Origin of the sequence: Oceanisphaera sp., from assembly GCF_048268965.1 — a bacterium.
Lineage (GTDB): Bacteria > Pseudomonadota > Gammaproteobacteria > Enterobacterales > Aeromonadaceae > Oceanimonas.
Genome location: NZ_JBLWUK010000003.1, coordinates 150,257 through 176,964, shown reverse-complemented (window position 1 = coordinate 176,964; position 26,708 = coordinate 150,257). Strand labels below are relative to the sequence as shown.

19 protein-coding genes and 1 pseudogene are annotated in these 26,708 nt (G+C 54.4%); 17 read left to right on the top strand and 3 right to left on the bottom strand.

Going from position 1 to position 26,708, the window contains the following annotated elements:
• Positions 1-306: 306 nt before the first annotated feature.
• Entirely contained in the window at positions 307-1,116 is an 810-nt protein-coding gene (locus ACN0VL_RS03315) for a response regulator transcription factor (RefSeq protein WP_417614703.1), read from the bottom strand.
• A gap of 185 nt (positions 1,117-1,301) precedes the next feature.
• On the opposite strand from ACN0VL_RS03315, the gene tyrS reads away from it, so the two are divergent.
• From tyrS to ACN0VL_RS03290, 5 genes and pseudogenes are all read left to right on the top strand, one after another.
• On the top strand, positions 1,302-2,615 hold the full coding sequence (gene tyrS / locus ACN0VL_RS03310) for a tyrosine--tRNA ligase (RefSeq protein WP_417614708.1): 1,314 nt from the start codon (positions 1,302-1,304) through the stop codon (positions 2,613-2,615).
• Positions 2,616-2,765: 150 nt separating this feature from the next.
• Positions 2,766-5,819, top strand: a complete 3,054-nt coding sequence (locus ACN0VL_RS03305) for an FAD-binding and (Fe-S)-binding domain-containing protein (RefSeq protein ID WP_417614702.1) — start codon at positions 2,766-2,768, stop codon at positions 5,817-5,819.
• Between the two features lie 78 nt (positions 5,820-5,897).
• Entirely contained in the window at positions 5,898-6,143 is a 246-nt protein-coding gene (locus tag ACN0VL_RS03300) for a GlsB/YeaQ/YmgE family stress response membrane protein (protein ID WP_417614701.1), read from the top strand.
• A gap of 302 nt (positions 6,144-6,445) precedes the next feature.
• A pseudogene (locus ACN0VL_RS03295) lies at positions 6,446-6,869 on the top strand (hotdog fold thioesterase).
• A gap of 125 nt (positions 6,870-6,994) precedes the next feature.
• Positions 6,995-8,755 (top strand): DEAD/DEAH box helicase, encoded by a 1,761-nt coding sequence (locus ACN0VL_RS03290; RefSeq protein ID WP_417614700.1) that lies wholly within the window; start codon positions 6,995-6,997, stop codon positions 8,753-8,755.
• 800 nt (positions 8,756-9,555) lie between these two features.
• Here ACN0VL_RS03290 and suhB read toward each other — a convergent pair.
• Positions 9,556-10,359 (bottom strand): inositol-1-monophosphatase, encoded by an 804-nt coding sequence (gene suhB / locus ACN0VL_RS03285; protein WP_417614699.1) that lies wholly within the window; start codon positions 10,357-10,359, stop codon positions 9,556-9,558.
• A gap of 213 nt (positions 10,360-10,572) precedes the next feature.
• On the opposite strand from suhB, the gene ACN0VL_RS03280 reads away from it, so the two are divergent.
• Entirely contained in the window at positions 10,573-11,067 is a 495-nt protein-coding gene (locus ACN0VL_RS03280) for an acyloxyacyl hydrolase (protein WP_417614698.1), read from the top strand.
• Between the two features lie 127 nt (positions 11,068-11,194).
• The gene (locus ACN0VL_RS03275; RefSeq protein ID WP_417614697.1) at positions 11,195-12,373 is read left to right on the top strand and encodes an MFS transporter; all 1,179 of its coding nucleotides are present in this window, start codon (positions 11,195-11,197) and stop codon (positions 12,371-12,373) included.
• Between the two features lie 13 nt (positions 12,374-12,386).
• Here ACN0VL_RS03275 and ACN0VL_RS03270 read toward each other — a convergent pair whose 3' ends face one another.
• Positions 12,387-12,641, bottom strand: a complete 255-nt coding sequence (locus ACN0VL_RS03270) for a YfhL family 4Fe-4S dicluster ferredoxin (protein WP_417614696.1) — start codon at positions 12,639-12,641, stop codon at positions 12,387-12,389.
• Between the two features lie 241 nt (positions 12,642-12,882).
• Here ACN0VL_RS03270 and ACN0VL_RS03265 point away from each other — a divergent pair, with 241 nt between their 5' ends.
• From ACN0VL_RS03265 to fbaA, 10 genes are all read left to right on the top strand, one after another.
• Entirely contained in the window at positions 12,883-15,114 is a 2,232-nt protein-coding gene (locus tag ACN0VL_RS03265) for an ABC transporter permease subunit (RefSeq protein ID WP_417614695.1), read from the top strand.
• Positions 15,115-15,128: 14 nt separating this feature from the next.
• Positions 15,129-16,778 carry a phosphate ABC transporter permease PstA gene (gene pstA, locus ACN0VL_RS03260; RefSeq protein ID WP_417614694.1) on the top strand — a complete coding sequence of 550 codons (1,650 nt, stop codon included), beginning with the start codon at positions 15,129-15,131 and terminating at the stop codon, positions 16,776-16,778.
• Positions 16,779-16,875: 97 nt separating this feature from the next.
• On the top strand, positions 16,876-17,709 hold the full coding sequence (gene pstB, locus ACN0VL_RS03255) for a phosphate ABC transporter ATP-binding protein PstB (RefSeq protein ID WP_417614693.1): 834 nt from the start codon (positions 16,876-16,878) through the stop codon (positions 17,707-17,709).
• A gap of 10 nt (positions 17,710-17,719) precedes the next feature.
• Positions 17,720-18,427: a phosphate signaling complex protein PhoU gene (gene phoU, locus ACN0VL_RS03250; protein ID WP_417614692.1), complete on the top strand. Its 708-nt coding sequence runs from the start codon at positions 17,720-17,722 to the stop codon at positions 18,425-18,427.
• A 560-nt stretch (positions 18,428-18,987) separates the two neighbouring features.
• On the top strand, positions 18,988-21,165 hold the full coding sequence (locus ACN0VL_RS03245; RefSeq protein ID WP_417614691.1) for a malate synthase G: 2,178 nt from the start codon (positions 18,988-18,990) through the stop codon (positions 21,163-21,165).
• 214 nt (positions 21,166-21,379) lie between these two features.
• A complete protein-coding gene (locus ACN0VL_RS03240) occupies positions 21,380-22,753 on the top strand; it encodes an MFS transporter (protein ID WP_417614690.1) in 1,374 nt (457 codons plus the stop codon).
• A gap of 117 nt (positions 22,754-22,870) precedes the next feature.
• The gene (locus ACN0VL_RS03235) at positions 22,871-23,032 is read left to right on the top strand and encodes a hypothetical protein (RefSeq protein WP_417614689.1); all 162 of its coding nucleotides are present in this window, start codon (positions 22,871-22,873) and stop codon (positions 23,030-23,032) included.
• Positions 23,033-23,205: 173 nt separating this feature from the next.
• Positions 23,206-24,225: an erythrose-4-phosphate dehydrogenase gene (gene epd / locus ACN0VL_RS03230; RefSeq protein ID WP_417614688.1), complete on the top strand. Its 1,020-nt coding sequence runs from the start codon at positions 23,206-23,208 to the stop codon at positions 24,223-24,225.
• A gap of 34 nt (positions 24,226-24,259) precedes the next feature.
• Positions 24,260-25,423 carry a phosphoglycerate kinase gene (locus ACN0VL_RS03225; RefSeq protein WP_417614687.1) on the top strand — a complete coding sequence of 388 codons (1,164 nt, stop codon included), beginning with the start codon at positions 24,260-24,262 and terminating at the stop codon, positions 25,421-25,423.
• A gap of 69 nt (positions 25,424-25,492) precedes the next feature.
• On the top strand, positions 25,493-26,572 hold the full coding sequence (gene fbaA / locus ACN0VL_RS03220; protein WP_417614686.1) for a class II fructose-bisphosphate aldolase: 1,080 nt from the start codon (positions 25,493-25,495) through the stop codon (positions 26,570-26,572).
• Positions 26,573-26,708: the final 136 nt, after the last annotated feature.

Here is a 26,708-nt window from a genome sequence, read left to right as displayed (position 1 = left end):
GTCGTGGGAGTTGACTCTGTTTCCTCTGGTACTCAGCTTTAAAATAGATCATGTTTTTACTTAGATTGGTATAACACGGCATAAGGGCGGTGGTTTTCTATTTGGTTTTTTAGGCACTGTTTTAGCTGTGCAATGTGGCGTAGCCACGTCTCGACACCCATGCTTCATCTCTTGCCGTATTGCTTTGAACCTGTGTATCAGATCCGGCGTTGCCGGATTTAGCAGCTAAAGCAGCTACTACAAAAACCGTGTGAATAAACAGGCGGCACGGCATGTTTCCCCCTCACCCCTCCCGTCTCACGACAGTTACTGCGTGATCAGATGATTAAGAAAGTGGGCAAAGAGTGCGGCCTGACTGTCGACATGCAACTTGCGGTAAAGGTGCTTGCGATGATTTTTAATCGTCCCCACCCCAATACCCAACTCTTGTGCGATGGCATCATTGTCCCGGCCCTGTATCAGCAAGGCCGCGACCTGTTGCTCGCGGCGGGTCAGGCGTGCCCGGCCAAAACTGGCCAACGCCATCTCAACCTGATCACGCATCGAGCCCGGCGCAGACGACTCCTCGACCGGCGGCGACAACGCCATGACCTCACTCTCCACAGGCCAGTGCTGACGGCATAAAGCCCCCAACACGGGCAGTAACTGGCGCAATCGCGCCTGTTCGTCCGAGTTAAAGGGCTCGGCTGCCATCCTGCCCAGAAACAGCGTGACCCATTGATCTTTATGTAACGACAACACCAGCCCCAGCTCTTCCTGCCAGCCGGTGGCCTGGTAAAACCCAGCCATATAATCCGGGCCCATGCCCTGCTCGGCCACCAAGGTGCGCAGTGAATAAACCCCTTCATTCAAGCCGCGACTAAGAGCACGGTAAAACGGATCGTCGGCATAGACGCCGTTCAAGTATTGCTGAAACAGCAAGTCGCGCCTGTGTTGCAGGTTATCGTACAGATACACCGCAGGCCCACCACTGCGATAACTCAGTATCAGGGTGCAGTCGCTGCTCACCCGGGTCGCGATCAGAGCCGCCAGCTGACGAACAAATGCCACGCTCCCCATGGCACCAATCGCCCTGGCCAGTGCCTGCTCGTATGTGTGATGACTTGCTATCGTCATGGTTCAACTCAACTCGCTGAGGGGCTGTAGCTTATAGCTTACAGCTGTTCGCTTTATGTGGCGGTTATTATCGCAAACTATCCCAAAAAGGACATAGTCAAGTGGTCGCCAGCTGGGCAGGATTGAACTTTGTTTATCATAAAGAGTTCACCATGCCTGATGTAGAACCACAGCCAGTCAATAACATGAATGCCGAGCCATCTGGTTCGGCCCAACCCCCCAATGCCTGCAACACCTTGTTGCAGGAGCTGAGCCTGCGCGGGCTCATTGCCCAGCAGTCTGACGCCGCCGCCCTTGGGGAGCACCTGAATCAGCAGCCCAGGGTCATCTATTGCGGCTTCGATCCCACCGCAGGCAGCTTGCACATTGGCCATCTGGTGCCGTTATTGATGTTGCGCCGCTTTAAAGAGGCGGGCCACCGCGTGGTGGCACTGGTGGGAGGGGCCACCGGCATGATTGGCGACCCCAGCTTTAAAGCCAGTGAGCGCAGCCTGAATGACGAGACCACCGTTAATGGCTGGGTGGCCGACTTGCAGCAACAATTGGGCCATTTGCTGGAAGCCCGGGAAAACAACCACCAGGTACAGCTGCTCAATAATGCCGACTGGATGAGCAAGCTGGATTTATTCGCCTTTTTACGGGATATCGGCAAGCATTTTTCCGTGAATGCCATGATCGCCAAAGACTCGGTCAAGCAGCGCCTGGCACGCCCGGATCAGGGATTATCCTTTACCGAGTTTGCTTATTCGCTACTACAATCTTATGACTTTGCGGTGCTCAACAAAGAGCAGGGCTGCACGCTGCAGATTGGCGGCAACGATCAGTGGGGCAATATTACCAGCGGCATCGATCTCACCCGCCGACTTAATCAGCAGCAGGTATTCGGCCTGACGTTACCCCTGATCACCAAGGCCGACGGCACCAAATTTGGCAAAACCGAAACCGGCACCGTTTGGCTGGATGCCGCCAAAACGTCACCCTATGCCTTTTACCAGTTCTGGCTCAATACCGCCGATGCCGACGTCTATCGCTTTTTGCGTTACTACAGCTTGCGCTCGGTCGCAGACATTGCAGAGATTGAGCACCAGGATAGTATCAGTGCAGCCAAGCCTGTCGCCCAGCGTCTGCTGGCCAGTGAGCTGACCGAGCTGGTACATGGCAAAGCGGCTCTTGTTGCCGCCGAGCGTATCAGTCAGGCCCTGTTTTGCGGTGACTTCAGTCAGTTGAGCCTGGCCGAGTTTGCCCAGCTGGAGCAGGATGGTATTCCCTTAACCCGCATCCAGGGAGTCGACGCTCCTCCGCTCAGCCGCTTGCTGGTGGACACTGGCCTGGCCAGCTCACTCCGACAAGCCAGAGAGCTGATCGCCAACGGTGCCATTGCGGTTAATGGCGCCGTGGTCAGTACAGACACCCATGAACTGGCGCGACTCCAGCAGCATTATGTGATCTTGCGCCGCGGGAAAAAACACTTTCACCTGATCCGGTTTGCAGGGGAATAAGCATTGAAGCGTGAAGGGGGGCTCCACGCTTCACGCTTCACGCTTCACTCTTCACCTCTCACCCCTCCCTCACACCTCGGGTTTTCTTTGTTGTATACTGGCCTTCACTCTGGGCGCACTTTCAAATATAAATACAGGGAACAGGCCGTTATGATCCCAAGGATAGATCTGCAACAGCAGATAACTCCCACCTATTTTGCATTTCTCGACGCACTGGCCGCCAGCGGCTTTCGTGGCGACATTGAACGTAGTTATGGCAGTCGATTAGCCGTGGCCACCGATAACAGCGTATATCAGTGTCTTCCGCAGGCGGTGGTTTTTCCGCGTTCAACCCAGGATTTGAGCATCATGCTGACCCTGGCAACCAAGACTGCTTATCAGGACATCAAATTTGCTCCCAGAGGGGGCGGTACCGGCACCAACGGCCAGTCGTTGAACGACAACATAGTAGTCGACCTGTCGCGTCATCTTAATCAGCTACTGGCGATTCGTGCCGATGAACGGCGTGTGCGGGTGCAAAGCGGCATGGTCAAAGACCGGCTCAATCAGCTGGTTGCCCCCCACAACCTGTTTTTCTCCCCGGATTTGTCTACCAGTAACCGTGCCACCCTGGGCGGCATGATTAATACCGATGCCTCGGGGCAGGGCTCTCTGGTGTACGGTAAAACCTCGGATCATGTGCTAGGTGTCACGGCGGTGCTGGTGGACGGTACCATTATTGAAACCGGCCCCGTCAGTGGCGAGGCGCTGGATGCCAAGCTGGAAGAAGACAGCCGTGAAGGCGAGCTGTATCGCTGCGTATATCACAGCGTCAACGACCATGCCGGTGAAATAGAAAAACGTTTCCCCAAGCTGAACCGCTTTTTAACCGGTTACGATCTCAAGCATGTTTATGACAAGGCCAGCCATACCCTGGATCTGACCCGCATCCTGTGCGGCTCCGAAGGCTCGCTGGCCTTTATCGCCGAAGCCTGGCTCGATTTAACGCCTATTCCCACTTATCGTACCCTGGTCAACGTCAAATACGACAGCTTTCAGTCTGCGTTGCGTAACGCACCGCTGATGGTCGAAGCCAAGGCCTTGTCGGTGGAAACGGTCGACTCCAAGGTGCTGGGGCTGGCGCGAGAAGACATTATCTGGCATTCGGTGAGCGACCTGATTCAGGACGTGCCGGGCAAGGTCATGGATGGCCTCAACATGGTCGAATATGCCGATCAGGACGGTGACGCACAGCGTGAAAAGGTGGAGGCCTTGTGTGCCCGGCTCGATGGCCTGATAGAGCGCGGCGAAGCCGGCATCATCGGCTATCAGGTTTGTGACGATCTGGCGTCACTCAATCGTATTTATGCCATGCGCAAGAAGGCGGTAGGGCTGCTGGGGAATACCAAGGGGCGTAACAAGCCGGTTGCCTTCGTGGAAGATACCGCAGTGCCCCCAGAGCACCTGGCTGATTACATCGTTGAGTTTCGCGCCTTGCTGGATGAACACCAGCTGCAATATGGCATGTTTGGCCATGTGGACGCCGGCGTGTTACACGTGCGCCCCGCACTGGACATGACGGATCCCGAGCAGGAAGTCATGCTGCGTACAATTTCCGATAAGGTGAATGCGCTGACCGCCAAATACGGCGGCCTGATGTGGGGTGAACACGGCAAGGGTTATCGCTCCGAATACAGCCCGACCTTTTTCGGTGAAACCCTGTTTACCGAACTCCGCCGCATTAAATCCGCATTCGACCCCTTTAACCGGTTGAATCCCGGCAAGATCTGTACCCCCCTCGATAGCCTGGATCAATTGGTATCGGTGGATGCCACCAAGCGGGGGTTTTATGATCGGCAAATTCCGGTCAATGTGCGCGACAGTTATGTTCAGCCCATGGACTGTAACGGCAACGGCCTGTGCTTCGACTTCGATGTACGCTCTCCCATGTGTCCCTCGATGAAACTGACCGCGGATCGCCGTCATTCGCCAAAAGGCAGGGCGGGACTGGTCAGGGAGTGGTTGCGCCAGCTCTCGGCCCAGGGCTTCGATCCCATGGCCGAAGAAGCGGCGATAATGAGTCGCAGCGCCAGTGTGAAAGGCCTGGTCGAGCGGGTGAAATACAGCTGGCAGAAACACCGTGGCGAATACGACTTCTCTCACGAGGTGAAAGAAGCGATGGACGGTTGTCTGGCCTGCAAAGCCTGCTCTAGCCAGTGCCCCATCAAGGTGGATGTCCCCACCTTTCGGGCGCGCTTCTTGCAGCTTTATCATCAGCGTTACCAGCGACCGCCAAAGGATTACATGGTGTCCTGGGTAGAGACCTATACGCCCTGGATGGCCAAGGTGCCGAAGCTGGTTAATCCGCTCATGAAGAACAAGTTGGTGAAGGCGGGGGCCAGCTCTCTGCTGGGCATGGTCGACATGCCTCAGGTCAGCAGCCCCAGTTTGAACCAGCTGTTGGAAAAAGGCGCCGCCACGACGTTTGATATGGCCGCACTGGAAGCGTTGAGCGACGAGCAAAAAGCCAAAACACTGCTGATTGTGCAAGATCCCTTTACTTCGTTTTACGATGCCAATGTGGTCTTCGATTTGGTGCAGCTGGCCAGAACGCTGGGCTTTAATCCGGTGGTGTTGCCGTTTAAACCCAACGGAAAACCCGCTCATGTAAAGGGTTTTTTACGCCGCTTTGCCGCCATGGCCGCCGACAGCGCCCAGTTTTTAAATCACCTTGCCCGGCTGAATATTCCGCTGGTGGGCGTCGATCCGTCATTGGTGTTGTGTTATCGCGACGAATACCACAAGGTGCTGGGGTCTGCGCGTGGCGAGTTCGAGGTTTTGCTGCCTCAGGAATGGCTGTTACAGCAACTGGATCAGCTTCCGGCACAGACGCCGGAGGGAGAGCCCTGGTACCTGTTTGCTCATTGCAGTGAAAAAACCGCAGAGCCGAGCACCCATCAGGACTGGGGGCGTATTTTCAGCCACCTGGGCGCCAGGCTGGAAGCCATTCCGGTCGGATGTTGCGGCATGGCGGGCACTTATGGCCATGAACGCGAGCATGTGGCGGGCTCAAAGCAGTTATATGCCATGAGCTGGGCCGAGCCGATGCGAGCGCTGCCACAAGAGCGATGCATGGCCACCGGCTTTTCATGTCGCAGCCAGGTCAAGCGGATAGAAGGGCAAGCCATCAAGCACCCGGTGCAAGCCTTGCTCAGCTTGCTTTAAACCCGTGTGAGGCGTGAGGAGTCCCCCCCTCCCGCCTTACCCTTTACGTCTAACGGAGCAACACATCAAGGAGCACAAATGGGGTTGATACTGGGATTGTTCATCGGCGGTTTGGCTGGCTGGATTGCCGGCAAGCTGATGAAAGGGCAGGGCTTTGGCCTGCTGGGTAATATTCTGCTGGGGCTGGTAGGCGGTTTTTTCGGTGGCCTGCTGTTTCGCTTGCTGGGATTGGCGGCCACCGGTGTCATCGGTTCGTTAATCATGTCGACCATTGGCGCCATACTGCTGATTGTTATCGTCAGAAAAGTGAATGGAAAGCAGTGAAGAGTGAGGCGTAAAGGGTAAAGTAGCGCTCGGCACTAAGTGGACTCTGGAGAGCGTTTGCCTTTAAAGACCAAAGACTTCTTCGCCACGGAATCCACTGAACCCACGGAAAGATAGAGATCAGATCTGAAAAGGCATTTTATTAGTAAAATCTTAATCAGGCTGAACATCCTAATCCTTATTGTCTTACTGCTCTTCGTCCGTGGTTTCTGTGGGTTCCGTGGCAAAAATGATCTGTCTCTTTTAGGCTTTGAATGTTCCGCCGCTGAGCGCTTCAGCTTTGCTTCCTTCACGCCTAACCAATAAAAACACTGGACACTCCCTGCCAGTTAGCACATAATGCGCCCTCAGCCCAGTTGGGCATGACCTTTTGTGATGTGGGTCACGACTTTTTAAGCCTATCTATGAGCTGCTTAAGGTCGTTATAACCCGCCTATTCGGCATGCTACATGGCGGTTCAGCTTTTTATGGTTGAATTCGTCAAGACCCTGGGTTTATGTAGCTGCCAAAATATGTGCGTTGAAGCGGGTTATATTGTGTTTATCAGGAGATTAACGCAAATCACGTCCGCGCCAAACGACGCGTCCCCTATCCGGGAACGCACGTCCCCTCCATTTGGGCGCGACGACACAAGTCTGGCAGATCGACATCCATGATGAGAAAGACGGGCTGGTTTTTACCAGAACGTTAACCATGGCGGTGTTGAGACAAAAATGGCCAGATTAGCCTTGTGAATCTTAGTGTGTATACACTCTGTAAAAGGGAAGCCCTCACGAATCAAGTGAGCTTGGGTTGTCCCTGGCCTTTTACTGTATCAGTCCGCCGACATTCTATTTATTCGGAACTGTTAAATGACAAATACTTCTGTTGTACCTGCTGCAAACGCCCCTGCCTTCACCGAACTGGGTCTGGCCCCTGAAGTCTTAAAAGCACTGTCCGATGCCGGATATGTGACGCCTTCTGCTATTCAGGCTGCCGCTATTCCCACTTTGCTCGAAGGCCGTGACGTTTTGGGCCTGGCACAAACCGGTACTGGTAAAACCGCAGCCTTTGCACTGCCGCTGCTGAGCACCATCACCGGTGGCAATGCTACCCCTCAGGTACTGGTATTGGCACCTACTCGCGAGCTGGCCATCCAGGTTGCCGAGTCGTTTGAAGGCTATGCCAAATACCGCAAAGATATTCGTATCATGTCCATCTACGGTGGTCAGGCTTACGATACGCAAATTCGTTCTCTCAAGCGCGGTGTTGACATCGTTGTGGGTACCCCGGGTCGCGTAATGGACCACATGCGCCGTGGCACCCTGAAACTGGACGGCTTGAAAGCGCTGGTTTTGGATGAAGCCGATGAAATGTTGCGTATGGGCTTCATCGACGACGTAGAGTGGATTTTGGAACAAACTCCCGCTACCCGCCAGATTGCCTTGTTCTCGGCTACCATGCCGCCGGTTATTCAGCGTGTTGCGCAAAAGTACCTGAAAGATCCAAAAGAAGTACGCATTGAAAACAAGACCCGTACCAACTCCAGCATTCGTCAGCGTTACTGGTTTGTACGTGGCATGAACAAGCATGAAGGCCTGTGTCGCCTGGTGGAAACCGAAGACATGGATGCCATGCTGGTATTTGTGCGTACTCGTAAAGACGCCGAAGACTTGGCAGAGATGATGGGGCGGGAAGGCCACGCCTGTGAAGCCCTGCACGGTGACATTCCGCAGAAACTGCGTGAAAAAGTGATCGAGCGTCTGAAAAATGGTCGTTTGAACATTCTGGTGGCTACCGATGTTGTGGCTCGTGGTCTGGACGTTGAGCGTATCAGTCATGTCGTTAACTTCGATATGCCCCACGACAACGAATCTTACGTACACCGTATCGGCCGTACCGGTCGTGCCGGTCGCGAAGGTGATGCAATCCTGTTTGTTACCGGTCGTGAAAAGCGCGGTCTGTACAACCTGGAGCGTCATACTCGCCAGCCCATTGAAGAAATGCAGATGCCGTCTGCAGACGAAATCAACAAGATCCGTGCCGAGCGCTTCAAATCTCGTCTGCGTGTGAGTGTTGAAGCCGACGAGAAATCTTTGGCTCCGTTCGTTGAAATGATTGCGTCTTTGGAAGAAGAAGGCCTGGATAGCTCACAGTTGGCGGCCGGTTTAGCTCGCTTGCTGCAGGGTGACCGTCCTTTGTTCATGGAAGATCGTCCCATGGCCGCCCGTCGTCCGGACGTGCGTGAAAGCCGTGAGCGTAACGACCGTCCACGTTCGCCTCGCTCTGGTGGCCGTGACAACGACGTAGCCATGGAAACCTTCCGCGTTGAGGTAGGTCGTGTGCACGGCGTTAAGCCAGGCCACCTGGTGGGTGCCATTGCCAACGAGGCGGATCTGGAATCCCGTTACATTGGTCAGATTCAGATCCACGACGACTTCTCTACCGTTGACCTGCCACAGGGCATGACGTCGGAAGTGCAGAAGGTACTGCAAAACGTTCGCGTTTGTCAGCGTCCTCTGAACCTGGCCAAGTATGAAGGTGGCCCACTGCCACGTCGTAGCTTCCGCGCCCACGATGACCGCAAGCCGCGTTCACCGCGTCGCCATAACGACAAGCGCTTAAACGGCTAATCACCGCTTAACTGCATCGTAAAAAGGCCTGTCGAGCAATCGACAGGCCTTTTTTTATAATGTTTAAAGAGTGAAGAGTGAAGAGTGAAGAGTGAAGAGTGAAGAGTGAAGAGTGAAGAGTGAGGGGGTATGGTTTTTGTAGGCACTGCGACCGCTGTGCAATATCGCGTAGCGATATCCCAGCACCGATATCTCATGTTTCACCGTATTGCTTTGAACCTGTGCATCCGATCCGGCGTTGCCGGATCTAGCAGCTGATACCAAACTGAGTAAGTAACTGGTCTATTTATCTGCTCAGTAAAGGCCGAACGAAGGGTCTACTCCACCGACACGCTGCAAGCACATCCCTGTGGCGCTCAAACACATGACCTCCTTGTCATGTGATGGTCGGTGGAGTAGATCCCTTCATCCGCCCCCAGCTGCGGAGTTGCCTGTAGGTGCTATCTACAGGCAACTCAGTGCTTGTGGAGAGGCAACAGAGTTCGGCTCCCACGACCGTGAAATGACAGGGATGTCATTTCCCGAGCCCGTATGGGGCAGCTTGCTGCCGTGTATCTTTGTTGGGTAATGGACCGAATATCCTGTGAATATTCGCAGCCCTTACCCAGCAAAGATGGCTAGCCCAGTGGCGTGTCGTGGGAGCTGACTCTGTTTCCTCTGGTACTCAGCTTTAAAATAGATCATATTTTTACTTAGATTGGTATAAAGCAGCGACTACAGGGGGCGGGGGAGCTGCGGGCATAAAAAAACACCGTACTCATGGAGTACGGTGTTTATCAGCTTGCCGGGCGCCGGGCGTTTTACTGCGCCAAAGACTCGGGCAGGTGCTCGCGAATGGTCGACAGCATGGTTTTCAGTACCTTGGGGTTGGCACACACCAGGTTACCGCTGCGCTCAAAGTTATGACCGCCAACGAAGTCGGTCACAATAGCGCCGGCTTCACGTGCAATCAGGCTGCCTGCCGCAAAATCCCAGGGCTTGAGGCCCAGCTCCCAATAACCGTCTACGCGACCGGCTGCCACATAGACCAGGTCCAGGCTGGCGGCGCCGGCACGGCGAATGTCGGCACACTGAATAAACATGTCCTTGAACATGGCCAGGTAGGCGTCGGCATGATGCTTTTGCTTAAAGGGGAAACCGGTAGCCAGCACGGTGTTGTTCAGATCCTTGGCTTTGCCGGTACGGATACGATAGCCGTTCAGCTGAGCGCCTGAGCCACGGCTCGCGCTGAACAGTTCATCGCGAATGGGATCATAGACTACGGCTTGTTCGGTACGGCCCTTTACACGCAGCGCAATGGAGACGGCGAAGTGGGGAATACCGTTGATGAAGTTGGTGGTGCCATCAAGTGAGTCAACAATCCACTGGTAATCAGGGTTGCTGCCAGTCAGTTCACCACACTCCTCACCAATAATGGTGTGCTCCGGATAAGACTTGCGAATGGTATTGACGATAGCGTTTTCCGCGTCGAGATCGACATTGGTAACAAAATCGTTCGGGCCTTTTTGGCGCGTTTCCATGTTATCGGAATTGGTAAAACCTTTGACGATAACTTGACCAGCGTTACGCGCAGCGCGTATCGCGATATTCAGCATCGGATGCATATGAGTGAACCCACTTGATGTTAAAGAACGAAATTTGAGCGGCGTATTATACCTGTGAAGCGCTTTCAGGCAAGGATTAAATATGGGCCACTCCGTTTTATCTGGCAGTCCTAACAGACAGGGTGTCTGTTGTTAACCCGGCTCTTTACCGTAATCGTCGGTTTTAAAAGATAAAATCCAGCTATCATTTATCTAATGATAGAGGAGCGTGACATGTACAGATTCATATTCTTGGTGGCTTCATTGTTGGCGGTGCCAGCTTATGCCGAGCGGGCTCTGGTGTTGGGGACGGGGGCGGGTTATGGGGCGCAAAGCTACCATGCCGGCTTGAACTGGTTGCACCCCTGGCGCCAGCCTGGAGCCGGACGGCTGGCTTATGGTTTGGGTGGTGAGGTGGCTTACTGGGAGTATGGGGCGGATGACTTAATACAGGTCAGTCTGATCCCCATGATTCACTACTCTGTTAACCCACAGGCGAACATACAGCCGTTTGTGTTTGCCGGAATTGGTCCTGCCTGGATCAGTGACACCCGGCTTGGGCCTAAGGATCTGTCTAGCGAGTTTCAATTCAGCAGTCGGGCAGGCCTGGGGCTGGCGAAAGGAAGACACTCTCTGGCGGTTGAAGCCCGGCATTTATCCAACGGAGGCATCAAGCAGCCTAACGATGGCATAAGCAGCTGGAGCCTGAGTTATGGCTATTGTTTCTGATTAGAAAAACTAGGTCTAAGCATTATAAAAGGTCAGGTGCTGCGCTATTGCTAGTTAATCGCGCTATTGATTATGATGCGATCCAGTTAACACCTACCCATACGGGTATTACTTGGAGCGCGCGGCCATGTCGGGCCTGTCTTTGGTATTACTCACCATCCTGATGGTGGCATCGGGTCAAATGACCCAGACTCTTTATGTTCCCGCCATGGATGATATGGCCAGTGCCTTGCGGGTTGCCAGCGACCGTTTGCCGCTGGTGATGGCGTTCTACCTGATCCCTTACGGCCTGTTCCAGTTTGTTTATGGGCCGTTGTCCGACCGACTTGGCCGTCGCCCCGTGTTGCTGGTGGGACTGGGTATTTATGTACTGGGCTCGGCGCTGATTGTGGCCTGGCCAGTCTATTACATTCTGCTATTAGGCAGCTTTATTCAAGGCGCCGGCACGGCGGCGGCAGGCAGCCTGTGCCGTAGCCTGATGCGCGACAAGTTCAGCGGCAGTGATCTGGTTCGCTATAACGGCTATGTGTCTATGGGCATCATGCTGGCGCCTCTGTTGGCCCCCCTTATTGGCGGCTACCTCAATCAGCAGTTTGGCTGGCAGTTCATGTATGTATTTTTGCTGGCGGTAGGAGTACTGAGTGCGGTCATCATCTGGCGGGGCTTTAGTGAAACCCTGCCGCTGGAGTCTCGCCATAGCCAACCCATGTTGCCGGCCTATCAGCACGTATTGCACAGTCGTTCCTTCTGTCGCCAAATGGGCATGCTGATGGCCGCCTTTTCCGGTGTGATCCTCTATGAGGCGGTGTTTTCGGTGCTGGTGAGTCAACAAAGTACCTTGAGCAGCGTTGAAATCAGTATCCTGTTCATTCTGCCGCTACCTTTGTATTTTGCCGGGGCCATGATGGCTGCGATAAAAGCCGATGCCTGGTCGATTTATCGTCTGCAATGGATGGCCACGGCGGCACTCTTGCTCGGCGCGGCCTTGATCCTGATGGCCGCCTTCGAGCCCGAGTTGAGTCTGGCTGGACTGGTGCTGGGGGGCGGCGTGTATTTTGCCGGGGCAGGCATGCTGTTTCCGGTGGCCACCTCCAAGGCGGTGGCACCCTTTGCACAACACAGCGGCACGGCCGGGGCCTTACTGGGAGGCAGCACCAACCTGGGTGGCGGGATCTTCTTGTTGTTGCAAGGGGTGTTGCCACAGATGGATCAGATAGTACTGGGAGGCTTGTTGTTGTCTTTTGCCGGCCTGACCGCCTGGCTGTTGCTGCCGGATAACAAGGTGCTGCCAGAGCCGGAGATGTAACCCGGCTCCCGGGTTATTGATCCTGGTGGTGCAGCAGTACAAACTTGTCCCACAGCTGTTCGCTGGTTTCCCTGTGCTCGGGATGATCGATAATGCAGTCGATAGGGCACACACTGATACAGGTGGGCTTCTCATAGTGGCCCACGCACTCGGTGCATAAATCCGGCTCTATTTCATACACCTCGGGGCCAAAGCTGATGGCTCCATTCGGGCACTCCGGCTCGCACATGTCGCAATTAATACAGCTGTCTTCAATCAGTAGCGCCATCGCAATAATCCCCTACCTTCACAGTCGTTATACCGGCCAGTCAAGCGCCGGATGATATCATTTCTGCGCGCCAAACTCAGCTTGTGGTGCAGGAAGTCGTGAGGGAAAGCCTTCTTCTCTGTCAGCCGGTGTTGAGTTAGCGGGGCGAACTTAAAAACTTATTTGGCTAACGGTCATGTCACAAAGTTGTCATCTATTCGCCATACAATAAGCGCCACTGGATATTTATCGAGGTGGACCCATGTCAACCCAAACTCAAGCCATCGCCTTGTCGGGCAGTCGCAAGCGCTGGTTGAAAGACCGGATAGCGCAAATCGGCGTGACCTCTGGCGGCATTTTGGTGCTGGTGGCCTTGCTGCTGATCTTCTTTTATCTGCTTTATGTGATCAAGCCTATCTTTGATGGTGCGCGTGTTGAGCCCGGGCCCGAATTCAGCCTGCTGGATACCCATGCCAGCCAGGGTAATACGGCCTTGCTGGGGGTCGAAGAGCAAAACGAGTTGGTGTATCGCTTTAACGATAAAGGCGAGGTCAACTTCTACTCCTTGCCCCAACAGGGCAAGCGAGTCTACAGCCTGACCATAGACGGCGAGGTGACCAGTGTCGCCCGCAGCACGAGTCACAACATGGTCGCCTATGGCTTGACTGATGGCCGCATCCAGGTGCTGTCACCCAAGTTCAGTGTCAGTTACCCCGATAATATTCGCACCATAGCCCCCGAAGTGGCCTTTCCTTTTGGCGAGCAGCCCCTGGTGGTCGATGCACAAGGACGGGCCTTGAGTCAGCTGAGTGTGGCTCGAAACGGCCATGACCTTCTGGTGGCTGCCCTGACCGACACAGGTGTCGGCGTGCTCACCCGCTTTGCGGGAAAAGAAAACTTCATGACCGGCGAGGTGGAGCTCAGCCCGACTCGGGTTGAAATCCCGGGGCTGCCGGCCGAGGTTGATCAGTTGTTGCTGACGCCCAATCAGCGCTTTCTGTTTGTGCGCAGCGGCAACGAGGTTTATGTGTTTGATGTGCGCAATATCAACCAGGTACAGCTGCGCAACGTACTGACCATGAATGCGCAGGGCGGCAACATTACGACCTTGAGTCTGTTATCGGGCGGCAACTCCATTCTGGTGGCCAACGACAACGGTAAAATATCCCAGTGGTTCGAGGTGGCCCGTGACGGCAAACGAGAGTTCACCTTTATTCGTGACTTTGCTGCCAATGGCGCCGTGCAACAAGTTACCTCAGAGGTCGATCGCAAGGGCTTTATTACCGCCTCCAGCAATGGCAGCCTGGATATCTTTCACACCACAGGTGGTTCGCGACTGTTTTCTGCACCGCTGGCCAGCTCGGATGTGTCGGCCCTGGCCGTGTCGCCTCGCAACTCCATGTTATTGATGCTGACCGGCAACAAACTGTCGACCTTTTATGTTGAAAACGAACACCCGGAAGTGACCTGGAAAGCGCTGTGGACCAAGGTGTGGTACGAAGGCTATCCCGAGCCACAGTATGTGTGGCAGTCCACCTCCGGCAGCAGTGACTTCGAGTCCAAGCTGAGCCTGGTGCCTATCTCGTTTGGTACCTTGAAGGCGGCTTTTTATGCCTTGCTGTTTGCGGTGCCCATCGCCATTGCCGGTGCCGTGTACACCGCTTACTTTATGTCGCCGGGACTGCGCAAGGTGGTCAAGCCCACGGTAGAAATCATGGAAGCGCTGCCCACGGTGATCCTCGGCTTTCTGGCCGGTTTATGGCTGGCACCGTTAATTGAAAGCCACCTGCCGGGCATGGTGATGCTGCTGGTGATGCTGCCGGTATCTATCCTGCTGATGGCCTTTGCCTGGCATCATCTGCCCAAGTCACTGCGCAACCGGGTGCCTGAAGGGTGGCAGTGTGTTTTATTGCTGCCGCTGGTGGTACTGGTGGGCTGGCTGTCCTTTGCCTTGAGCCCCTGGGTAGAGAACCTGTTGTTTGGCGGCAACGCCCGCAGTTTTCTGACCAACGAGCTGGGCATCGGTTTTGATCAGCGCAACTCCCTGGTGGTGGGCATCGCCATGGGCTTTGCGGTCATTCCCACCATTTTTTCCATTGCCGAAGACGCGGTATTTTCCGTCCCCCGTCATTTAACCAATGGTTCGCTGGCGCTGGGTGCCACCACCTGGCAAACCCTGACCCGGGTGGTGATGTTAACTGCCAGCCCGGGTATTTTCTCCGCCGTGATGATGGGGCTGGGGCGCGCCGTAGGCGAGACCATGATAGTGCTGATGGCCACCGGTAACACCCCTGTGATGGATCTCAGCATCTTCAACGGCATGCGTACCCTGGCGGCCAACATAGCGGTGGAAATGCCGGAGGCGGAAGTCAACAGCTCGCATTACCGAGTGCTGTTTCTGGCGGCCTTCGTACTCTTTGTCTTCACCTTTTTGTTTAACACGGTTGCCGAGTTTGTTCGTCAGCGGCTGCGTGACAAATACAGTTCAATGTAAGGGCGGAACCACAGATGAATAAATGGTTTAAATCGGGCGCGCCCTGGATCTGGATGACAGGCGGCGCCGTTAGTATCAGCCTGGTGGCGGTATTAGGCTTGTTACTCTTGATTGGCTGGCGGGGGCTGACATTCTTCTGGCCACACAGTATCTATGAATGGCAGGTCAGTACACCGGCGGGCGAACGTTATACGGTGATTGGTGAAATTCACGATCGTGAACAGGTGCCGCTGGCTCAACTGCGTGGTGCCGGCCTGGCACTGGAGGGCGTAACGGCCGAGACGTTAACGCGTTATTTGATTAAAACCGGTAACCGCGAGTTTGTACCGCTCGATTTTCGCTGGTTACTGGAAACCAACATTGTCTCTCGCCAGCAACCGGCCGATCTGGTGGTACTGGAGCGTTCCAACAACGGCAATTTCTATGGCTATGTCGAGCAGGTGCTGCAAGGTGATAGCGCCGTGGGCGGTGACCTGCGTGAGCAGCTTCAGACCCGTCTGAAACGGGTACGCGAACTGAACAGTGAGATGAAGTCGCTGCAAAGAGGCGACATTGGCACCATTAACTTCCAGCTTGAAAAGCTGCGCCTCAAACAACGTCGTCTGGAACTGGACGGGGAGGCCACCGAGCAGGCACTGGCCGGCATTCGCGCCGAAGAACAACAGTTAAGAGCCGACTATCAGGTACTGGAAAAGCAACTGTTTGCCCTGCGTGAACAGGCGCGCCGTGACAATGTGGTGATCCGCGACATGCGGGGTCAGTCCGTTACCCTGTCGCTGGGCACAGTGCTGGATGCCACCTGGCCCAACGACATGGGGCTGGTATCGAAGACGCTGCACTGGTTTTCACAAATCGGCAAGTTTGTGAGTGGTGAGCCCCGCGAGGCCAACACCGAAGGCGGCGTGTTCCCCGCCATCTTTGGCACCGTGTTCATGGTGATCCTGATGGCCATTATCGTCACGCCGCTGGGGGTGGTGGCCGCGATTTATCTGCACGAATATGCGGGCAAGAACAACCTGACCAAGATGATCCGCATTGCGGTGATCAACCTGGCCGGGGTGCCGTCCATCGTATATGGCGTGTTTGGCCTGGGCTTTTTCGTCTACATGGTGGGCGGCTCGCTGGATCAGCTGTTTTACCCGGAGTCGTTACCAACTCCGACCTTTGGCTCGCCCGGCGTGCTCTGGTCGGCGTTAACGCTGGCCATTTTAACCTTGCCGGTGGTGATAGTGTCCACCGAAGAAGGGCTGTCCCGCATTCCCAGTTCTGTGCGTCAGGGATCCCTGGCGCTGGGGGCGACCAAAGCCGAAACCCTGTGGCGCATCGTGATCCCCATGGCCAGTCCGGCCATTATGACCGGACTGATCCTGGCCATTGCCCGGGCCGCGGGTGAAGTAGCGCCACTGATGTTGGTGGGAGTGGTGAAGCTGGCGCCCAACTTGCCGGTAGATGGTAACTTTCCGTACCTGCACGTGGAGCGAAAGTTCATGCACCTGGGCTTCCATATCTACGATGTGGGCTTTCAGAGCCCTAACGTAGAGGCTGCGCGGCCGCTGGTTTACGCCACCTCCTTCTTGCTGGTAACCGTGATAGTGGGGCTGAACCTGACCGCCATTGGTATTCGTAATCACCTGCGGGAAAAATTCCGTTCTCTCGATCAATAAGCAGTGGGGCGGTGAGGCTGCATGCCGGTGAGCAGGGCAGAGTGGACGAGAATGCGACCTGTCCCTTGCCTCACCCACTACAGTTTGAGGTAATAATATGATGAATGTAGCCATGACCATGGATCAGAACATGACGCGAGCTAGCCAGACGTTGAATACCGACGCCTTGAGTGCCGAGCAAACGGCGCTGGAAATACGAGATCTCAATTTATTTTACGGTAACAAACAGGCGCTGTTTAATGTGGACATGAAGATTGCCAAGGGGCAGGTGACGGCCTTTATCGGGCCTTCCGGCTGCGGCAAGTCGACCCTGTTGCGCAGTATCAACCGCATGAATGATCTGGTGGACAATTGCCGTATCGAGGGTGAAATTCTGTTACATAACCAGAATATTTACGCCAAAGGCGTGGATGTGGCGGCCCTGCGCCGGCAGGTGGGTATGGTGTTTCAGCGGCCCAATCCGTTCCCCAAGTCGATTTATGAAAACGTGGTCTATGGCCTGCGGCTGCAGGGGATTAATGACAGACGCCGCCTGGATGAAGCGGTAGAGCGCTCGTTGCGTGGCGCGGCACTGTGGGACGAAGCCAAAGACCGGTTGCACGAGAATGCCTTTGGGCTGTCTGGTGGCCAGCAGCAGCGACTGGTGATTGCCCGCGCCATTGCCATAGAGCCGGAGGTGCTGTTGCTCGACGAGCCCACCTCGGCGCTGGATCCCATTTCCACCCTGGTGATCGAAGAGCTGATCAACACCCTGAAAGAGCAGTTTACCGTGGTCATAGTGACCCACAATATGCAGCAGGCAGCACGGGTGTCGGATCATACGGCCTTCATGTACATGGGCGAGCTGATCGAGTACACGGATACCAATACCCTGTTCACCACACCCAGCAAGAAGAAAACCGAAGACTACATTACCGGACGCTACGGCTAAGGAAACCACCATGAATAACCAGAATCTTAAAAAACATATTTCCGGGCAGTTTAATGCCGAGCTGGAAGAAGTATTGAACCAGGTGCTGGTCATGGGCGGCCTGGTCGAGCAGCAGTTAACCGACGCCATCACCGCCATTCATAAACAAGACCTGGAGTTGGCACGCCTGATCGTGGCCAACGACCATCAGGTGAATGCGCTGGAAGTCGATATCGACGAAGACTGCACCCGCATTATTGCCAAGCGCCAGCCAGCCGCATCGGATTTGCGTTTGGTGCTGGCCATTATCAAAACCATTACCGATTTAGAGCGTATTGGTGATGTGGCCAAACGCATTGGCATGATGGTGCTGGATAATGCCAACAAGAAGCAGCCGCCGCTGGTGTCGATGGAAAACATGGGCCGGCGCACGGTGAAAATGTTGCACGAAGTACTGGATGCCTTTGCCCGTATGGACGTAGAAGCGGCGATAGAAGTGCATAAGGAAGATGCCAAGGTCGATCGGGAATACGAGTCGATCATCCGTGAGCTCATGACTTTTATGATGGAAGATCCGCGATCTATTCCTCATGTGTTAAACGTACTCTGGTGCGCACGCTCCCTGGAGCGCGTGGGTGACCGGGTGCAGCATATTTGCGAGTACATTATTTACTTTGTAAAAGGTAAAGACGTTCGCCATCGCAGCGACGAAGACATTCACAGCATGCTGGACCGTTAAACGGGTATCTTTGGTCAAACATCATCAGCACGGAAAATGAATCAATAGCACCTTGCATCCATGCCCTGCGTGGATGTGAGCCTTGCTGCTGTGTCGTCGCTTCAGGGTTACTGCACCAAACCTGCCAGCTAAAGCAGGCTTCTAACCCTTCATCCCCATTATCTGGTTGCTCTTCGTCTGTGGTTTCGTGGCAAAAATAGTCTTGGTTTTTGCTTATAAACAGGGGAGGGGACAATCGCCGCCAGACCCACAGGTTCGGTGTTATGCCGTCCTTTTCATGCATTATGCTTCCCCCTTCACGACCGAACCGAGATCAATGTCGTCAATGGCCGGAAGTGTCGAGTCGGTGACCAATTAGTTTTTTTGCATATTGTTTCATTATCTGGTTGAATTGTATGGGTTTTATAAAGAAAGTGATTTGTTGTTCGTAATTTGTAAAAGTTGGGCGACAACTTGTAGCAACTCACTTTTGCCTCTACCTCCCTTCGCGGGGTAAACTATTGCAACCAAGCAATTAGGGTTATTGGTCTTCAACATAAACTAGAATAGAAGAAGCAACTATGACGGAACGTACTCACCTCGGCACTTTACAAGTCGCTACCGTTCTTCATGATCTGGTAGTAAACGACATCATCCCCGGTACTGGCGTTGAGCCAGCAGCCTTTTGGGCAGGCATGGAGCAGATCGTTAATGATCTGGCTCCCAAAAACCGCGCCCTGCTCGAAAAACGGGAACAACTGCAGCATCAGATTGACGAATGGCACCGGACTCACGCCGGCCAGGCGTTTGATGCCGCGGCTTACAAACAGTTTCTGACTGATATCGGCTATTTATTGCCGGCAGTGGAAGACTTTGCTATCACCACCACCAATGTTGATGCCGAGCTGGCGACGCTTGCCGGCCCTCAGCTGGTGGTACCTGTCAACAATGCTCGTTATGCGCTGAATGCCGCTAACGCTCGTTGGGGCAGCCTGTATGACGCACTGTATGGCAGCGATGTTATCTCGGATGCCGATGGTGCAGAAAAAACCAAGGCTTTTAACCCACGCCGTGCCGCCAAGGTCATTGCATGGGGTCGTAACCTGCTTGATCAGGCTGCACCGCTTGCCGCCGGCAGCCACGCAGATGCAACCGCTTATCAGGTTGTAAATGGTCAGCTGCAGATTACCCTGGAAAATGGCGAAGCCACTACCCTGGCCGATGCCGACAAGTTTGTGGGATACAAGGGTGACACAGCGGCGCCAAGCGTCGTCCTGATCCGCAACAACGGTATTCACATCGAACTGCAGTTCGATCGCGAAAATCAGGTGGGTGCCAGCGACAAGGCCGGCATCAAGGATCTGGTGCTGGAATCTGCTTTGTCCACCATCATGGACTGTGAAGATTCAGTGGCCGCCGTCGATGCCGAAGACAAGGCCGTTGTGTACCGCAACTGGTTGGGTCTGATGAAAGGCACTCTGACCGAGAAAATCCAGAAAGGCGATAAAGAATTTACGCGCAGCCTGAATGCGGATCGCCAGTATCTGTCACCCAATGGTGAAGAGTTCTCCCTGCATGGTCGCAGCCTGTTGTTTGTGCGCAACGTGGGTCACCTGATGACCAACGAAGCGGTACTGGACAAAGACGGCAACGAAGTGCCAGAAGGCATTCTTGACGGCCTGATCACCAGCCTGATCGCCATTCACGATCTCAAGGGCAACAGTGAGTTCAAAAACTCGCGCACCGGCAGCGTGTATATCGTTAAGCCGAAAATGCACGGCCCGGAAGAAGTGGCCTTTGCCTGTGAGTTGTTTGAGCGGGTTGAGCAGGTATTGGGCCTGGCCAAAAATACCCTGAAAGTGGGTATCATGGATGAAGAGCGCCGTACCAGTGTTAACCTGAAAGCCTGTATCCATGAAGCACGCGAGCGCGTGGTGTTCATTAACACCGGTTTCCTGGACCGTACCGGTGATGAAATTCACACCAGCATGGAAGCCGGCCCGGTAGTGCGTAAAGGCAACATGAAGCAGCAAGCCTGGATTGGCGCCTACGAAAACAACAACGTAGACGTGGGTCTGGCGGCGGGCCTGCAGGCCAAGGCACAAATTGGTAAGGGCATGTGGGCGATTCCGGATCACATGGCCGAGATGCTGGAGCAGAAAATTGCTCACCCCATGGCGGGTGCCAACACCGCTTGGGTACCTTCACCGACGGCAGCCACCTTGCATGCTACCCATTACCATCAGGTCAGTGTGAAAGCACGCCAGGACGAGATTAAATCTCGTCAGGCGGCAAGCCTGGATGACTTGTTGACTATTCCCTTGCTGACACAAGCGGAAAAAGACAGCCTGAGCGCAGAAGAAATCCAGAACGAACTGGATAACAATGCTCAGGGCATTCTCGGTTATGTTGTGCGCTGGATTGACCAGGGTGTGGGTTGTTCCAAGGTGCCGGACATCAATGATGTGGGCCTGATGGAAGACCGTGCCACCTTGCGTATTTCTGCACAGCACATTGCCAACTGGCTGCGTCACGGCATTCTGACTCAGGATCAGGTGCTGGAGTCACTGAAGCGCATGGCCGCTATTGTTGACCAGCAGAATGCGGCGGATCCGCTGTATCGCAACATGGCACCCGGCTTCGACGGTATTGCCTTTAAGGCGGCGTGTGACCTGGTGTTTGAGGGTACGACTCAACCCAGCGGTTATACCGAGCCACTGCTGCATGCCTATCGCCGACAGCTTAAAGCACAAGGTTAATATCCTGCCTTGTTAAGCTAAAAAATCCTCGGCTGGTCCGAGGATTTTTTTTGTCCTGCCAACATACCCGGCATCGCCTGTTGATGACGGGCAATAAAAATGTCTTGTCCTTCACGTTTATCATTAAACCTGATATTCAGATCTGTTTAGTCAGCGAATTTGCTGTCACTCTTCGCTTATTGATTTTTCACTCAACATAACTAGTGGGCCTTGCATGCTAAAACGTTTGGTCATCTCGCTCTCTGCGTTAATCTTCAGCGTCTTCCTGCTAATGGGTGGCAATACTTTCGTGATGACGCTACTGGGCGTTAACCTGGGACTGAAAGGGGTTGAGCCGACGCTGATTGGCGCCATCATGGTGTGTTACTCGGTGGGGTTTGTACTGGGATCCTTGTATGGACCAAAAATCATCAAGCGAGTCGGGCACATTCGTGCCTTTGCCGTGTTCAGTGCCTTTTTGGCCAGCTCGACGCTCATCTTTCCACTCACCGACAGCATACTGATCTGGTCCTTGCTGCGTGCCTTCAGTGGCATCGCGGTGGCCGGCTGTTTTATCGTGATTGAAAGCTGGTTTAGTGCCGTGGCCAGTAATGAAAACCGCGCCACCCTGTTTTTTGCTTATCAGATTTGTACTTACCTGGCGGCCACCACAGGCCAGTTGTTGATAGGCTTTACCGATCCGGCCGCCTTTGTCCCCTTTACCCTGGGCGCCATTGTACTGACCGCCGCCCTGGTCCCCTTATCCTTGAGTCGGGTGGAAGCACCGACCATAGAGCACAGCGAACGGATCAGCGTTAAGGCCATTATCAAAGATGCCCCGGTGGGCCTGCTGGCCGCCTTGTGCAGCGGCATGCTGATCAGCAGCTTTTATGCCATGGCTCCCGTCTATGCCATACAAGTGGGGCTGCAGGTCGATCAATTGTCGTATTTCATGGCGGCCTCGGTATTTACCTTTATTTTATTTGCCTGGCCCCTGGGCCGTTTATGCGACCGTCTGGATCGCAGTAAAATCCTGATCTGGATTAATGTATTTGTGGTACTGAGTGCCCTGGGCGTGGTGTTTGCCGGCTCGTATCACCTTGGGTTACTGATTGGTTTTTCGGCGATTTACATGGGCATGGTGGCGGCCATTTATCCGGTGGCGGTGGCCATTACCAACGACCGTATGGAGGCACAGCATATAGTGGCGGCCAGCACGACACTGCTGTTGAGCTACGGCCTGGGCAGTGCCCTCGGCCCCTTGTTCAGCTCCAGCATGATGACCTGGCTTGGCTCACAAGGTCTGTATTATGGTTGTGTGGGCATAGCGCTATCACTGGGCAGTTATACACTATTCTGGCGCCAGAGCTCTAAAATGGTTGAAGTGGCCGATCAGGCAGACTATATCCCGAGCCCGGTAGAAACGGCGGGGGTGATTAGCGAACTTGACCCCCGTAACGAAGAGTTTGTGGATGTGCCCAAGGAAGAGGTATTTCCGTACCTGGAGGCAGAAGAAATGGCCGAAGCCCAGGCCTGTCAAATGGAGCTGGATTTACCCGAGCCCGAGCTGGACGAAATGGAGGAAGAGTCGATACTGGTCCCGCACTAGCTGGCAAGAGTGGGCGGACTTGTCTATGCTCAGGCATGTTGACTGTCATATAAGCGTCAACATCGGGTGTTAACCTGTCAGGGTCAACAAGCCGCTAGTGTCAAAGAGGGAAACATAATGGATTATGTATCGCAGCTGAATGTCACTTCGTTATCAACAACGCCTTGCCCGTCCACGGCGGACGATTGTTACCCGGCTCAGCTATTATGCTGGCTGCAACAACAAGCCGACGGACCGGTTGAAATCGAACAGCAAGAACTCGAATACGAAGGTATTTAAACTCCTTTTTACTGACTCCCGGCTGCAGATGCGGCCGGGTTCTGCTTTTTAGGCCGTCATCACGGCCCCAGCCATTCCCCTTGCTTTCAATCCCCGTTAGACTTGAGGCTGAATTAAAGTGCCCCAAGTCTAACGATGGAGGCCGTCTTTGAGCCTAGCAGGGATAAGAGTAAATGATTCGAGTCGCCATTAACGGCTACGGCCGCATAGGACGCAGTGTATTACGGGCTTTTTACGAGCGTGATTTGCATCGTCATATGAAAATTGTTGCCATTAACGAGCTGGCTACGCCAGAAGCCATGGCGCATCTTACTCGCTATGACTCCAGTCATGGCCGTTTTAGTCAGGAAGTGACGCTGCTACCCGGCGCTTTCGATATTGCCGATGACCAGATCCGCTTGTTCCACGAGCCCGACCCATCCAGGCTGCCCTGGGCCGAGCTGGATGTAGATCTGGTGCTGGAGTGTACCGGGGTACTGTCGAGCCGCGATGAGGTGGGCCTGCATTTGCGCGCCGGCGCTAAAAAGGTGCTGCTTTCTCAGCCGGGTGATAATGATGTGGATGCCACCATTGTTTATGGCGTCAATCATCAGCAACTGACCGGTACCGAGACCATCATTTCTAACGCCTCCTGTACCACCAACTGCGTAGTGCCCGTCATCGAAACCCTGCATCGGGCGTTTAATATAAAATGCGGGAACATTACCACCATTCATTCGGCAATGAATGATCAGCAAGTGATTGATGCCTACCATAACGATTTGCGCCGCACGCGCGCCGCCAGTCAGTCCATTATTCCGGTGGATACCAAACTGGCCAAAGGGGTCGAACGCATATTGCCCCATTTTGCCGGCAAGTTTGAGGCCATTTCGGTGCGGGTGCCCACCATCAACGTGACCGCCATGGACCTGAGTGTGCTGGTGGAGCACAAGGCGACGGTGGAGGCAGTCAACCAGGTGCTGCGCGACGCGGCCCAGGGGCCGCTTAAGGGCGTGTTGGGCTATACCGAAGCGCCTCTGGTTTCGATAGATTTCAACCATGACCCGCACTCTTCCACCATAGATGGTACTCAGACTCGGGTGAGCGATGCCAACCTGATTAAAATGCTGATGTGGTGTGATAACGAGTGGGGATTTGCCAACCGCATGCTCGACACCAGCCTGGCCTGGTTCAAGCCGTCAATTATCGATTAAATATTATTATTACTGCTCTATAGAGGACACCTTAATGTCAGTCATCAAAATGAATGAACTCGATTTGTCTGGTAAGCGAGTGCTGATCCGGGCTGATTTGAACGTACCGGTTAAAAACGGTACCGTCAGCTCAGACGCACGCATTCTGGCCTCGCTGCCGACAATTGAAGCGGCGCTGGCTCAGGGCGCCAAGGTGATGGTGACCTCGCACCTGGGCCGCCCCACCGAAGGGGAATTTGCCGAAGCGTTTTCGCTGCAGCCCGTGGTCGACTACTTGCAAACAGCCTTGTCGGTACCGGTACGTCTGGCCAGCGATTATTTGAATGGCGTAGAACTGTCTGCCAACGAGCTGGTGGTGCTGGAAAACGTGCGCTTTAACCCCGGCGAGAAAAAAGACGATGAGACGCTGTCTCGCCAGTACGCCGCCCTGTGTGACGTGTTCGTCATGGATGCATTTGGCACGGCACACCGCGCTCAGGCCTCTACCCATGGCGTGGCCAGGTTTGCCCCCGTGGCCTGTGCGGGGCCGCTGTTGTCGGCGGAGCTGGAAGCCCTGGCCAAGGCGCTGGACAACCCTGCTCGCCCTCTCGTGGCGGTGGTAGGCGGCTCTAAAGTGTCGACCAAGTTGACCGTGCTGGAGTCCTTGTCCGGTATCGCCGATCAGCTGGTAGTGGGCGGCGGTATTTCCAATACCTTTGTGGCCGCCGCCGGCCACAATGTGGGCAAGTCGCTCCATGAAGCCGACTTGATCCCCGAAGCCAAGCGACTGATGGCCAAGTGTGATATTCCACTGCCCACCGATGTGCGCACCGCCACCGAGTTTTCCGACAGTGCCGCCGCCACGGTAAAAAATGTGTCCGAAGTCGGTGATAACGAGCAAATTCTCGACCTGGGTGATCAATCGGCCGAGCAGCTGGCCGAGATCCTGAAAGGCGCCAAAACCATCATCTGGAATGGCCCTGTGGGGGTGTTCGAGTTTGAAAACTTCCGCCGTGGTACCGAAATTGTGGCCCAAGCCATTGCCGAGAGTGATGCTTTCTCTATTGCCGGTGGCGGTGATACGCTGGCGGCCATCGACTTGTTCGGTATTAAAGACCAAATCTCTTATATCTCTACCGGTGGTGGGGCCTTTCTCGAGTTTGTAGAAGGTAAAACGCTGCCCGCCGTCGCCATGCTGGAGCAGAGAGCCAAGCAGTAAACAAGGTTATTGATTATTTTCGGCTGGCGCAGCTTGCCGGCCGAATGTGCTTTAGATAGGAGCAAGGTAATGTCTCAGAAAATTTTAGATGTAGTAAAGCCGGGTGTAGTCAGCGGCGACGATATGCAGAAAATCTTTGCCATTGCCAAAGAGCAGGAATTTGCACTGCCCGCCGTCAACGTGGTGGGGACCGACTCGGTAAACGCCGTGCTGGAAGCGGCAGCCAAGGTCAAGGCGCCAGTGGTGGTGCAGTTTTCTAACGGTGGCGCCGCGTTTTTTGCCGGTAAAGGCCTTAAGCTGGACGGACACCAGGCCGCCGTATTGGGAGCCATCTCGGGTGCCCGTCATGTGCACGCCCTGGCAGAGGCTTACGGGGTGCCGGTTATCCTGCACACCGACCATGCAGCCAAAAAACTGCTGCCCTGGATTGATGGCCTGCTGGAAGCGGGTGAAAAGCACTTCGCCGAAACCGGCAAGCCGCTGTTCAGTTCGCACATGATCGACTTGTCCGAAGAAAGCCTGGAAGAAAACATCGAGATTTGTGCCCGGTATCTGGCACGAATGAGCAAGATCGGCATGACGCTGGAAATTGAACTGGGCTGTACCGGTGGCGAAGAAGATGGCGTAGACAACACCGGCATGGACAGCTCCTTGCTTTATACCCAGCCTGAAGATGTGGCTTATGCCTATGAAAAGCTGAGTGCCATTAGCGACAAGTTCACCATAGCGGCCTCTTTCGGCAACGTGCACGGCGTGTACAAACCAGGTAACGTCAAGTTGACGCCGAAAATTCTGGATAACTCCCAGAAGTTCGTGTCTGAAAAGTTCGGTTTGCCAGCCAAGTCGCTTAATTTCGTGTTCCATGGTGGCTCAGGCTCATCGGCTGAAGAAATCAAGGAGTCAATTGGTTACGGTGTAATCAAGATGAACATCGACACCGACACCCAGTGGGCGACCTGGACCGGGGTGATGGATTACTACAAGGCCAAGCAGGACTACCTGCAAGGTCAGATTGGCAATCCGGAAGGCGACGATAAGCCAAACAAAAAGTACTACGATCCACGAGTGTGGCTGCGTGAAGGCCAAAACAGCATGATTACTCGGCTAGAGCAGGCATTTAGTGAATTAAATGCGAATAATGTACTGTAAATAATCGCTTTCAAAGCTTGAAAAATACCGGCCCAGCGCCGGTATTTTTTTGTGTTCATACCCGGGTGGAACGCCTGCGCATCAACAGGATGGGCTGCGGCGTTGTCTGGTGGCCTCCGATTTTTTCGCTGCTGTT

What these genes read in the sequence shown, in the direction of transcription:
- ACN0VL_RS03315 (WP_417614703.1), bottom strand. Translation starts at nt 1,116, where the DNA reads ATGACGATAGCAAGTCATCACACATACGAGCAGGCACTGGCCAGGGCG.
- ACN0VL_RS03225 (WP_417614687.1), top strand. Translation starts at nt 24,260, where the DNA reads ATGTCAGTCATCAAAATGAATGAACTCGATTTGTCTGGTAAGCGAGTG.
- phoU (WP_417614692.1), top strand. Translation starts at nt 17,720, where the DNA reads ATGAATAACCAGAATCTTAAAAAACATATTTCCGGGCAGTTTAATGCC.
- tyrS (WP_417614708.1), top strand. Translation starts at nt 1,302, where the DNA reads ATGAATGCCGAGCCATCTGGTTCGGCCCAACCCCCCAATGCCTGCAAC.
- suhB (WP_417614699.1), bottom strand. Translation starts at nt 10,359, where the DNA reads ATGCATCCGATGCTGAATATCGCGATACGCGCTGCGCGTAACGCTGGT.
- pstA (WP_417614694.1), top strand. Translation starts at nt 15,129, where the DNA reads ATGAATAAATGGTTTAAATCGGGCGCGCCCTGGATCTGGATGACAGGC.
- ACN0VL_RS03275 (WP_417614697.1), top strand. Translation starts at nt 11,195, where the DNA reads ATGTCGGGCCTGTCTTTGGTATTACTCACCATCCTGATGGTGGCATCG.
- ACN0VL_RS03235 (WP_417614689.1), top strand. Translation starts at nt 22,871, where the DNA reads ATGGATTATGTATCGCAGCTGAATGTCACTTCGTTATCAACAACGCCT.
- ACN0VL_RS03305 (WP_417614702.1), top strand. Translation starts at nt 2,766, where the DNA reads ATGATCCCAAGGATAGATCTGCAACAGCAGATAACTCCCACCTATTTT.
- ACN0VL_RS03300 (WP_417614701.1), top strand. Translation starts at nt 5,898, where the DNA reads ATGGGGTTGATACTGGGATTGTTCATCGGCGGTTTGGCTGGCTGGATT.
- ACN0VL_RS03245 (WP_417614691.1), top strand. Translation starts at nt 18,988, where the DNA reads ATGACGGAACGTACTCACCTCGGCACTTTACAAGTCGCTACCGTTCTT.
- ACN0VL_RS03270 (WP_417614696.1), bottom strand. Translation starts at nt 12,641, where the DNA reads ATGGCGCTACTGATTGAAGACAGCTGTATTAATTGCGACATGTGCGAG.
- pstB (WP_417614693.1), top strand. Translation starts at nt 16,876, where the DNA reads ATGATGAATGTAGCCATGACCATGGATCAGAACATGACGCGAGCTAGC.
- ACN0VL_RS03290 (WP_417614700.1), top strand. Translation starts at nt 6,995, where the DNA reads ATGACAAATACTTCTGTTGTACCTGCTGCAAACGCCCCTGCCTTCACC.
- ACN0VL_RS03265 (WP_417614695.1), top strand. Translation starts at nt 12,883, where the DNA reads ATGTCAACCCAAACTCAAGCCATCGCCTTGTCGGGCAGTCGCAAGCGC.
- fbaA (WP_417614686.1), top strand. Translation starts at nt 25,493, where the DNA reads ATGTCTCAGAAAATTTTAGATGTAGTAAAGCCGGGTGTAGTCAGCGGC.
- epd (WP_417614688.1), top strand. Translation starts at nt 23,206, where the DNA reads ATGATTCGAGTCGCCATTAACGGCTACGGCCGCATAGGACGCAGTGTA.
- ACN0VL_RS03280 (WP_417614698.1), top strand. Translation starts at nt 10,573, where the DNA reads ATGTACAGATTCATATTCTTGGTGGCTTCATTGTTGGCGGTGCCAGCT.
- ACN0VL_RS03240 (WP_417614690.1), top strand. Translation starts at nt 21,380, where the DNA reads ATGCTAAAACGTTTGGTCATCTCGCTCTCTGCGTTAATCTTCAGCGTC.